This window comes from Amycolatopsis sp. NPDC059027, from assembly GCF_042739735.1.
Lineage (GTDB): Bacteria > Actinomycetota > Actinomycetes > Mycobacteriales > Pseudonocardiaceae > Amycolatopsis.
The window spans coordinates 57,703-67,475 of sequence record NZ_JBHYIK010000034.1; the positions used below are offsets into that span (position 1 = coordinate 57,703).

At 67.4% G+C, this 9,773-nt stretch carries 6 protein-coding genes; 4 read left to right on the plus strand and 2 right to left on the minus strand.

Going from position 1 to position 9,773, the window contains the following annotated elements; genetic code table 11:
* Positions 1-192 precede the first annotated feature (192 nt).
* From fahA to ACFWY9_RS23740, 3 genes are all read left to right on the plus strand, one after another.
* Positions 193-1,395: a fumarylacetoacetase gene (gene fahA, locus ACFWY9_RS23730; RefSeq protein ID WP_378339938.1), complete on the plus strand. Its 1,203-nt coding sequence runs from the start codon at positions 193-195 to the stop codon at positions 1,393-1,395.
* A 123-nt stretch (positions 1,396-1,518) separates the two neighbouring features.
* Positions 1,519-2,877 (plus strand): NAD-dependent succinate-semialdehyde dehydrogenase, encoded by a 1,359-nt coding sequence (locus ACFWY9_RS23735; RefSeq protein WP_378339939.1) that lies wholly within the window; start codon positions 1,519-1,521, stop codon positions 2,875-2,877.
* A 912-nt stretch (positions 2,878-3,789) separates the two neighbouring features.
* Positions 3,790-4,527 (plus strand): hypothetical protein, encoded by a 738-nt coding sequence (locus ACFWY9_RS23740; protein WP_378339940.1) that lies wholly within the window; start codon positions 3,790-3,792, stop codon positions 4,525-4,527.
* A gap of 180 nt (positions 4,528-4,707) precedes the next feature.
* Here the strand turns inward: ACFWY9_RS23740 and ACFWY9_RS23745 are convergent, their stop codons facing one another.
* Both ACFWY9_RS23745 and ACFWY9_RS23750 read right to left on the minus strand, forming a co-directional pair.
* Positions 4,708-5,889: a Fic family protein gene (locus ACFWY9_RS23745; RefSeq protein ID WP_378339941.1), complete on the minus strand. Its 1,182-nt coding sequence runs from the start codon at positions 5,887-5,889 to the stop codon at positions 4,708-4,710.
* An 833-nt stretch (positions 5,890-6,722) separates the two neighbouring features.
* On the minus strand, positions 6,723-8,003 hold the full coding sequence (locus tag ACFWY9_RS23750; RefSeq protein WP_378339942.1) for a helix-turn-helix domain-containing protein: 1,281 nt from the start codon (positions 8,001-8,003) through the stop codon (positions 6,723-6,725).
* A gap of 493 nt (positions 8,004-8,496) precedes the next feature.
* On the opposite strand from ACFWY9_RS23750, the gene ACFWY9_RS23755 reads away from it, so the two are divergent.
* Complete coding sequence (locus ACFWY9_RS23755) at positions 8,497-9,684, plus strand: DUF6801 domain-containing protein (protein ID WP_378339943.1); 1,188 nt, start codon at positions 8,497-8,499, stop codon at positions 9,682-9,684.
* Positions 9,685-9,773: the final 89 nt, after the last annotated feature.

Consider the following 9,773-nt stretch of genomic DNA (forward strand, 5'->3'; position numbering starts at 1 on the left):
CCCGACGTCCTCCCCCGCGCGCCCCCCCCGCGGGCATGCCTCCCGAGCATTCCCCGACCCGTTGTTCGCCCTGTAATTCACCGCAACGGAGCGTTCGCGACATCCAAACAGCGCTGAGCGCCGGTAAGGAGTCCTTCACGGCATCACCCCACCAGCAAGGTCGCATCTCCACCCCTACCGAAGGAGTACCGCGTGACCTGGCTCGACCTGGCCGAAGACACCCTCTTCGGTCTGGACAACCTGCCCTACGGCGTGTTCTCCGGCCCCGGCGACGCTCGTCGTCGCGTCGGAGTGGCCGTCGGCGACCAGGTGCTGGACCTGTCGGCGGCGATGGCGGACACCGCGTTCGCGTCGTTGTTCGACGCCGAGGTGCTCAACCCGTTCCTGGCCGCGGGTCCCGCGACCTGGCGGGACGTGCGGGCGCTGGTGCGGGAGTGGCTCACCGAGCCGCGTCACGCGGATCGGACCGCCCCGCACCTGGTGGCGCGCGAGGAGGTGACCACGCACCTGCCGATCGAGGTCGCGGACTACGTCGACTTCTATTCGAGCGAGCAGCACGCGCTCAACGCCGGGCGGATCCTCGGGATCACCGACGACGAGCTGGCGCCGAACTGGAAGCGGCTCCCGGTCGGCTACCACGGCAGGGCGGGCACGGTGGTGGTGTCCGGAACGCCGATCGTCCGGCCGAGTGGCCAGCGCAAGCCGCGCAGTGCGGCCGAACCGAGCTTCGGCCCGTCGCGGCTGCTCGACATCGAGGCCGAGGTCGGGTTCGTCGTCGGCACACCGTCCACTTGGGGCACTCCGGTTCCCGTCGACGACTTCGCCGCGCACGTGTTCGGCCTGTGCCTGGTCAACGACTGGTCGGCGCGGGACATCCAGGGCTGGGAATCGCAACCCCTCGGCCCGTTCCTCGGCAAGTCCTTCGCGACGTCGATGTCGGCGTGGATCGTGCCGCTCGACGCGCTCAGCCACGCCAGGGTCGCCCCGCCCGCGCAGGATCCGGAGCCGTTCGAGTACCTGCGCGGCCGCGAGCCGTGGGGGATCGACCTCGCGCTGGAGATCCGGCTCAACGGGCACCTGGTGTCCAGCCCGCCGTTCGCGACGCAGTACTGGACCGGCGCGCAGCAGCTCGCACACCTGACCGTCAACGGCGCGAGCCTGCGCACCGGTGACCTGTACGCGTCGGGCACGGTCACCGGGCCCGAGCGGGAGCAGCGCGGGTCGCTGCTGGAGCTGAGCTGGGGCGGTCGCGAGCCGTTCGACCTGGCCGGCGGCGAGACGCGGAAGTTCCTGCTGGACGGGGACGAGGTGGTCATCAGCGGGACGGCGCCCGGCCCCGGCGGCACCCGGATCGGCTTCTGCGAGGTGCGCGGGCGAGTCCTTCCCGCCGTCTGAGGCACATCGGTACCGGAGGTGTGGCACTGCACACGCTGATTTCGCGGTAGTTTGTATCCGGTATACAGTCTTCGTAGACGAGGTCGAGCATCGCCGGAGCAAGCACACGGAGGTCGGTACGCCATGTACTCAGTCACCAACCCGGCCACGGGCGCGCTGGTCGAAGAGATTCCCAACGCGACCGACGAGCAGGTACAGGCGGCCATCGGGCAGGTGCACCGCGGCTACTCGTCGTGGCGGCGCCGCCCGGTCGCCGAACGCGCGGCCATCGTGCTGCGCGCCGCGAACCTTTTCGCCGAACGTGCCGACGAGCTGGCCGCGATCATGACCCTGGAGATGGGCAAGCGGATCAACGAGGGTCGTGGCGAGATCGGCATCGTCGTCGACATCTTCACCTACTACGGCGAGCACGGGCCCGCGCTCCTGGCCGACGAGCCGCTGACGATCAAGGGCGGGAAGGCGGTCATCACCAAGGAGCCGATCGGCGCGCTGCTCGGGGTGATGCCGTGGAACTTCCCCTGCTACCAGGTGGCCCGCTTCGTGGCGCCGAATCTCGTGCTGGGCAACACGATCCTGCTCAAGCACGCCTCGATCTGCCCGCGTTCCGCGAAGGCGATCGAGGAGATCCTGCGCGAGGCGGGCGTGCCCGAAGACGCGTACGTCAACACGTTCGCGTCCAGCAGGCAGGTTCCCGGCATCCTCGCCGACCCGCGCATCCAGGGCGTGTCCCTGACCGGAAGCGAGCAGGCGGGGGTCGCGGTGGCCGCCGACGCGGGCCGGAACCTGAAGCGGTGCGTCCTGGAACTGGGCGGTTCCGACCCGCTGATCGTGCTGGACACCGCCGACATGGACGAAACCGTGAAGGCCACCGCGACGGCGCGGATGCGCAACTGCGGCCAGTCCTGCAACGCCCCCAAGCGGATCATCGTGCTGGACGAGATCTACGACGAGTTCGTCAGCGGCTTCACCAAGCGGGTCGCCGAGTACTACGTGGCAGGCGACCCCGCCGACCCGGTGACGACCCTCCCGCCGCTGGCCTCGATCTCCGCCGCCGACGAGGTGGCCGCGCAGGTCCGCACCGCGGTCGACCAGGGCGCGACGCTGCGCACCGGCGGGAACCGCGTCGGTCCCGGCGCCTACCTCGAAGCCACCGTGCTCACGGACGTCACCCGCGACATGAACGCCTACTACGAGGAGATCTTCGGCCCGGTCGCGCTGATCTTCCGCGCGGCGTCCGAGGACGAGGCCGTCGCGATCGCCAACGATTCGCCGTTCGGGCTCGGCGCCAGCGTCTTCGGCACCGATCCGGAGCGGATGCGGCGAGTGGCCGGGCGGATCGAATCGGGCATGGTCTACCTGAACAGGGCGGGCGGCTCGCAGGCCGACCTGCCCTTCGGCGGGATCAAACGCTCCGGCATGGGCCGCGAACTCGGCGCACTGGGCATCGAAGAGTTCATGAACAAGAAATCCATCCGCCTGTAGCGGCCGCCGAGCGGTGTGGGACCGGGCGGAAACAACCGTCGAGTTCCGTTCTCCGAAACTTGTCAACGCGAGCTGCCCGTCTTGAATCGCGTAGGAGAACTTCGATTTTTGGCCGCCCCCATGGCATCCGGGCCGGAATCAGCGCAAGCATCCAATGTGGACACTGTGCTGCCGGTGGCTCGGCGACGGCTTGGGGCGGTGTGTCCGGCATGGGTGAAATGGCGGGAAACGGGCGCGGGCAGGTCCGCGCAGCGGCGCACCCCGGTGTTGTGCTCGGGTAACACACGGGTGAATGCACGCGCATCGGCATGTGCTGGTCTAGGGTGTCCGGGACGTGACTGTGGTTCCGGGAGTGGCGGGTTCACCTCCGGAGCGGTCGCGTCGACGGCTCCCGAGGTGCTTGAGTGAGTCTGCGGAGGTGGCGTTACAGCTGACTGCTAGCCGGCGGGTCGCTGACAGCTGCCTCGGGAAGTCGGCCAAGGCAAGCAACAAAACTGGACAACGGCAGGGCTTGTTGGTTGCCGAGGAGGTTGCTGGCTAGTGAGCGAAAGGGCCGCGCGGTCATTCGAGTCGTGGGGAGAAGAGGACGCCGCGATCCTGAATTCGTTCGTTGTCTGTGGTGTTGGGGAACTGCCCACCGCGTTGGTGGCCGTCGGCGCGGGTCTCGATGAGGCGAACGCGGCAGCGCGTTGCGAGCGGTTAGCGCGTGACGGGTGGCTGGCACGGGGTTCGTCCGGCGGGTTCGTTCTCGGTGACCACGCGCGAGCGTCGTTGCGCGACGGATCCGCCTCCGCGGCTGTCACGGAACAGAGACTTGCGGTCGCGCGTCGTCTCGCGGTTCGCCTGGGCGCGGAAACCCTGACGGAGACACAAGGTTGGCTCGCGCAGACAGCGTGGCCGGCGGTCGGAGTGGTGCGATGGCTGGCCGGAACCGACCTGGCCGGGCACGGTGTCGAACTCGCCCGCAGCTGGTGGGGCTCCGCGGGGCGGGTAGCCGATCAGCGATGGGGCACGGCCTTGGCTTCGGCAGGGGAACGGGCGGCGATCACGGCGCACGACCCGGCGGCACTGGCCGAGTTGCTGGTGCTGAGTGCTCGGCACGCGGAGCAGGCCGAGGACTTGCCGCGGGCCGAGGCGCAATGGGTGCGGGCGTTGAAGATTCAGCGGGATAGGGGTGACGCGCACGGCGCGGTCGCTGTCCTGGAGGCGCTCGGCTCGCTCTACACCAGGTGGGCCCGGCTGCATCGGGCGATGGACGCTTATCTCGACTTGCTTGCGGTGTACGAGAAAACGCAGGACGGGCATGGTGTGCTGATGACCTCGCAGCGGCTGGGCGCGGTGCTGATGCTGGCCGAACGACCCGCGGCGGCGGTGGAGTACCTCAGCCGGGCGGACCTCTACGCGGCGGATGACGACCGGATCGACGACAGCGCTCATGCCGAACTGTTGATCATGTTGGGGCGCGCCCAATGGGGTGCGGGCCGGACGGGACCGGCCCGCCGCACGTTCAGCAGGGCGCTGGCTCGTCTTGTCGACGTCGACGACCAAGGCGCCGAGTATGTCCGGGCTCTGCTGGCCACCGAGGAGGGCGCTGTGTTGCCCGTAGCGGAACGCGGCGACGTCGCAGACAGGTCACCGCGAGAACGATAGCCAAGGCGAGCAACGCGATGACGGCGAACCGGTGTTGTGGTGAGTGGGGTCGAGGGGACACTCGGTGGCGGCCGTGGCACGAACGCCGATGCCGGGACAGCGGAGCTTCCATGGGAACTTCCTGGGCAGGAAAGAGGTGGTGGGTGTGCTCGGGAACGGGGCCGATCGGCCGGGCGGAGGCTAGCCGAAGACTTCGCGGTCTTCGGCGGGGGCCACCGGGTCGTGTGTGCTGAGAAGATCCAGCACCTCCTCGCAGATGAAGATCTTCTTGTATCGTTTGTTGGCCTCGACCTTGAGCAGTCCCGCGCGTTCCAGTTCTCTCGCCACGTCGTTGGCACCTTTGCGGGACATGCCGAAGCGTTCGGCGATCGAGTGGTGGTTACTGAACGGCATGCCGATCAGCCCACTCGCGACCTTGCGGACATTGCCGCTTCGGTTGACCTTCTCCAGATGTCGCGCGCGCAGCTGCTCCATGCGTTTGATCAAATCGATCTGTTCCCCGCACAAGTGACGGATGCCGTCGGCGAAGAACACCACGAACTTCTCGAAGTCGCCCGTGTCCACGACTTCCCGGAGCCTTTGGTGATACTCGGTGCGGTTGCGGTCCAGCCAGAGGGACAGGGGCAGGATCTGGTCGCGCAGCACACCGGCGCGGACCAGCTCCAGGCTGACATAGAGACGGGCGACGTAACCATTGCCGCCCGCGAAGGGATGAATCAGTTCCAGCTGCTGGTGTCCCATGGCGAGCTTGCCGACCAAGGGCAGATCGCACGGCGCGCCGACCCATTCCTGCCATTGCTGCGCGGCGGCCTGCAGGTGCGGGCCGGGCGGGGTGTGCACGAGGACGGCCTCGCCGCGGGTACGGCCACCCACCCAGCTCGTACCCTCGCGCCAGAATCGTTCGGCTGCCGGGGGTTCGGGCGCGAGCTGACTACTGATCCGGCCCAGCAACGGCAGGTCGATCTCCGCGCCGCCGCGCACGTTGGTGAACGCGGCGCGGCTCGCCTCGAGGTAGCGCAAGATCGGCTCGACGTCCGGTCCGGCCTTGACGCCCGGCAGATTGGCACGCAGTACTTCGCGAAGCGACACATGCGCGTTCTCCAGTGCCGCCGAACTCTGCGCCTCGCGCAGCATCGTGTAGTAAACGAGATACTCTCGATCCGGAAGCCGTTCCGCGGCTTCGTCCAGTCGTCCCAGTGCCTGCTCGGAAGCGGCCAGTATTTGATAGGTAAGCGGTGTCAGGGCCAGCTCCGAAGGTAATGGACGTGGTACCCAACCCCCTTCCCGGTGGATCCGTGCGGGAAAGCCCTCCGGGTCTTCCAGTCGGATCCACATCCCGGTGGTGGCCTTGCTGTCTTTCATGGCGCAGAGCCTCTACGAAGTCACTGGAAGGCGGCAAATGGTGAAATTGATCTGATCAAGATCAACTTTGGGTCCTGGGGTCTTCTCCGTGGCGTGCCGGGGATCATGGTGGTCGTGGGCCGAAGGTGCCGGAAGCCACTGTTTGCCCAGCTCACGACCGGGTGGGTCGAGATCTCCCTTGCTGTGCGAGGGCGTCGATATGTGGCAGTGCAAGCGGATTCGGGTTTTCGGGATCAGCACGCTCGAGACACTGACGCAGCTCGAGTCACTCTGAAGCGTGCGAAATTCACCGGAATGGGTGGCTGGGATGGTCTTCTGGTTCGCGGTTAAAGCGTTGACGCGGTGGTGTCTGCTCGAAAGGGTGCCACGCTGGTGTTGCCGGAGCCAGATGAACTCGCCGGTAGCAATGAAGTCGCGGAGTCGATCTTCTTCGAATGGTAGCGAGGGGCGCGCTCGGAGGATTCCCCGGATGGCCCACGAACGCGTCGGCGAGGACAGGGGGCGCTCGGCGGCGGGCGGAACGGGCCCCGAGGTCCGCGTGATCGGCGAACCGCATAAGGCTTCAGGCGGCGGGGAATCATTCTCCTGGTGAAGAATTGTGCGGTATCGGGCTATTCACGCAAGCGTGACATGATTGGTGGCGAACCGTATTTCCTGACGGAACGGGGACGTGTTCTCGGCGGAGGACCAGATCACCGTCGACACGATGACCGCGCTGCCGAAGTCCCCGAAGTTCGAGACCGCCCGCTTCCGGATCGGACCCCACCCCCGGCGACGTCGTGATCTTGGGGCCCAGGTCCGCCGCACGCGCCGAGCCTCGCCCGTTCGGCCCGTCAGCCGGTGTGGGCAGCGGTGTCGAGTAGCCGCTGGGCGCGCAGCGCGACCTCCAGCTCGAAGTGCTCGTCGGGATCGTCGAGTCGGTCACCGAAGAGGCTTTTGATCCGCCGCAGGCGATAGCGGACGGTCTGCGGATGGATGTCGAGCCGCTGGGCGATTTCCGGGGCGCCACCCCGGGTTTCCAGCCAGGCCAGCAGGGTTTCGCTCAACCTGGCCCGTTGCTTGGTGGTCAGCCGGGCCAGCGGGGCGAGGCTGCGGGCGACGAGCGCGCGGGCCAGGAATTCGTCGGCGAGCAGCCAGAACGTCGTGAGATGGTCATCGGACCAGGTCAGCGGGGCGTCCGGGAGAATGCCCCGCTGGACCAGGTCGAGCGCACGGCGCGCGTGCCGCAGGGAGACCGCGACGTCGGCGGGCCGTACCCGCGGGCCGACCGCGGCCTTGCCACCGGCCAGCCCCGTTTCGAGGTCGGGCAGCCGGTCTTCGTGGGCGGCGACGACCAGGCACGGCTCGTCGCCGTCGAGGTCGGCGAGAACGCGGTCGTCCATGGCCAGCACCGGCAGGTCCGGCTGCGCGTCGTCGCGGGCCAGCGCCACGGCGATCACCTGCGCGGGTAGTTTCCAGCGCGCGAGTTCGGCGAGGTCGGCCAGTTCCCGTCTCGATACCGAAGGCCCGTCGAGGAGCAGGTTGAGCAGCCGTCTTCGGCGCCGTTCCAGCACGCCGGCTGTGCGCGCCTTGGCCGCGGCGAAACCCTGGACCGACAGAGCCGACATTTCTTCCACGTAGGCGAACAGCATGTCGCCGAGCAAACAGACGGTGGGAAGCGACAGATTCGCGGCCTGCCCGAAATCGGCGATGCGCTGCCACGCCACTCTGGCGCCGACGTGGTAGGCGTTCTGCAGGGCTTCCACGCCGTCGCCCTCGACGGTCTGCAGTTCGCCGAGCCTGCGGAACAGGTCGGCGTCGTTTTCGTGCGGGTTCGCGGGATTGGCGACGCGCTCGATGAACTGGACGACCGCGCGGTCGATTCCTTCGGTGATGACCTTGCCGAACGCGCCTTCCAGCGGACGCGCGTACGCCGGGATCGCCCGCTGTATCGCCGCGAGGATCTCTTGCGCCACATCGTGTGCGCCCGGCCGGAACTTGTTCGCCAGATTGTGGGGGAGCGCCAGCCACGGGTTGTCGATGGCGGGCAGACCGGACCGTTCGGCCGAAGGCACGAACCGTGTCGCGGGCACGAAGGTGTTCAGCGGGTTCCCGGAGGTGTCCGTGTCAGTCACCGGTGCTCTTCCCCTACTGGCGGTGACAAGAATTCGTCGGACCGCACGTCGTCGGTTGAGCAATTTGTGATGTCGATCACTATATTGCGAGATCTCGGGAAGTGTCAATGATCAACGCGAGGGCTCGGAGCGACGCCGAGCGTGGCCAATCTGTTGGACTATTGCCAACCGCTACGCTTTCAGGTGATTTATTGGCCAGTCGGCGTGCGAGTTCCCCGAACCGCGACGACGCGTTCCGACGATAACATCCGAAGCGGAACTTGTCAGGCCGGTGACAAGTTCCTCCGAGAATTGTTCTGGACCGATTCCTGAATAATTCAGGCTTGTCCCGCATGTTGCGCGGAAGTAACCTACTCCGTGGTAGGTATTGCGGCCGGGCCGGATTCGGATAACGAAATCCGGTGCCGTCCGCTGATTATGCGATCGCGCTCTTGTGGCGAAATAAAATCATGCCCTCGCCGGACAAACGACGAGTGGCGGAGGAGGTTGCGTGATGTCAGGTCGCATAAGTTCTTCCTCGGGACGCCGCCGGGTCATGGCAGTCGTCGCGAGTGTGGCAGCGGCCCTGCTCGGGGCAGGCGTCGCCGGATCCGCGTCCGCGCACGAACTGGGCGCGTTCGGACAGGTCACGAAAAATCTCACCTACAGCTGCACTTTTCCGCTGGTGGGCCCGCAGGACGTGACCGGGAAGGTCGCGATCACCCTCCCGGATTCGGGTACGGCCGGGCAGCGCATCGCGCCGGGCGACCTGAACATCAGCGTTACACTGCAGGACAACATCGTCGGCGCGCTCAGGGCTTTCGGTACCGCCTACGCGCAGGGTACCGGCGCCGCGGACGTCGATGCGAACTATGACGGCAAACAGCTGACACTCGGCATTCCCGGATTGAACATCGCGCGTGCCGATATTCCGCCGAGTGGTCCATTGACCACTACTATTTCCGGCCCGATGCCGAATCTTGTCGTGTACAAGGCGGGCACGATCACGCTTCGGGCGGGTCAGCAGTTCAACGCGAAGGTCGACACTCGGAAAGCCGACGGGACACCGACACCGCTCGGCATTCTGGACGTGCCGTGCACGATCAAGACGACCGACCCGCCGCAGGACACGCTGTTCGCGAACATTCCCGTTTCCGGCCCGTCCACAGCCGAATCCGTGGTGCGGCCGCTGGGCGACGTGAACAAGAACCTCACCTACACCTGTACGTTCCCGCAGATCGGAAACCAGCAGATCCAGGGCAATGTCAAGGCCACGATTCCCGACACGGTCGCGGTCGGCCAGCGTGCCCAGATCAGCAACCTGGTGATCGGCGCCCAGTTCAACCCGGCGACGGCGAATCTGCTGCGGAGCAACCAGGCGGCGACAGTCGAGGGCAGGGCGTACGCCGATGTGGACGCGACCCTGGACACCACCAGGATCACGATCGGCATTCCCGGCTCGATCCCGCAGACGCCCGTCCCGCCGACCGACCCGGCGAGCGGATCGATCACCCCGGACGTCCCGAGCCTGATCTTCTACCAGGCAGGCACCCTCGACGTCGCCGCGGGCCAGCAGCTGAACGGGACGGTCACCCCGCGTAAGTCCGACGGAACCGCGACCGCGCTCGGCACCTTCGCCCTGCCGTGCACTGTGGATCCGGGCCAGGACCAGCACATCGCGACCGTGCCCATCACGGCGTAACTCCCCGGAACCGGGGGGGGGGGGGGCGGCGCGCGGGGGGGGGGGCCCCCCCCCCCCCCCCCCCGCGCGGGGGGGGGGCGCCCCGCGCA

Excerpts from the sequence above, each read along its gene's own strand:
- ACFWY9_RS23735 (WP_378339939.1), top strand. The coding sequence starts at position 1,519 with ATGTACTCAGTCACCAACCCGGCCACGGGCGCGCTGGTCGAAGAGATT.
- ACFWY9_RS23745 (WP_378339941.1), bottom strand. The coding sequence starts at position 5,889 with ATGAAAGACAGCAAGGCCACCACCGGGATGTGGATCCGACTGGAAGAC.
- ACFWY9_RS23755 (WP_378339943.1), top strand. The coding sequence starts at position 8,497 with ATGTCAGGTCGCATAAGTTCTTCCTCGGGACGCCGCCGGGTCATGGCA.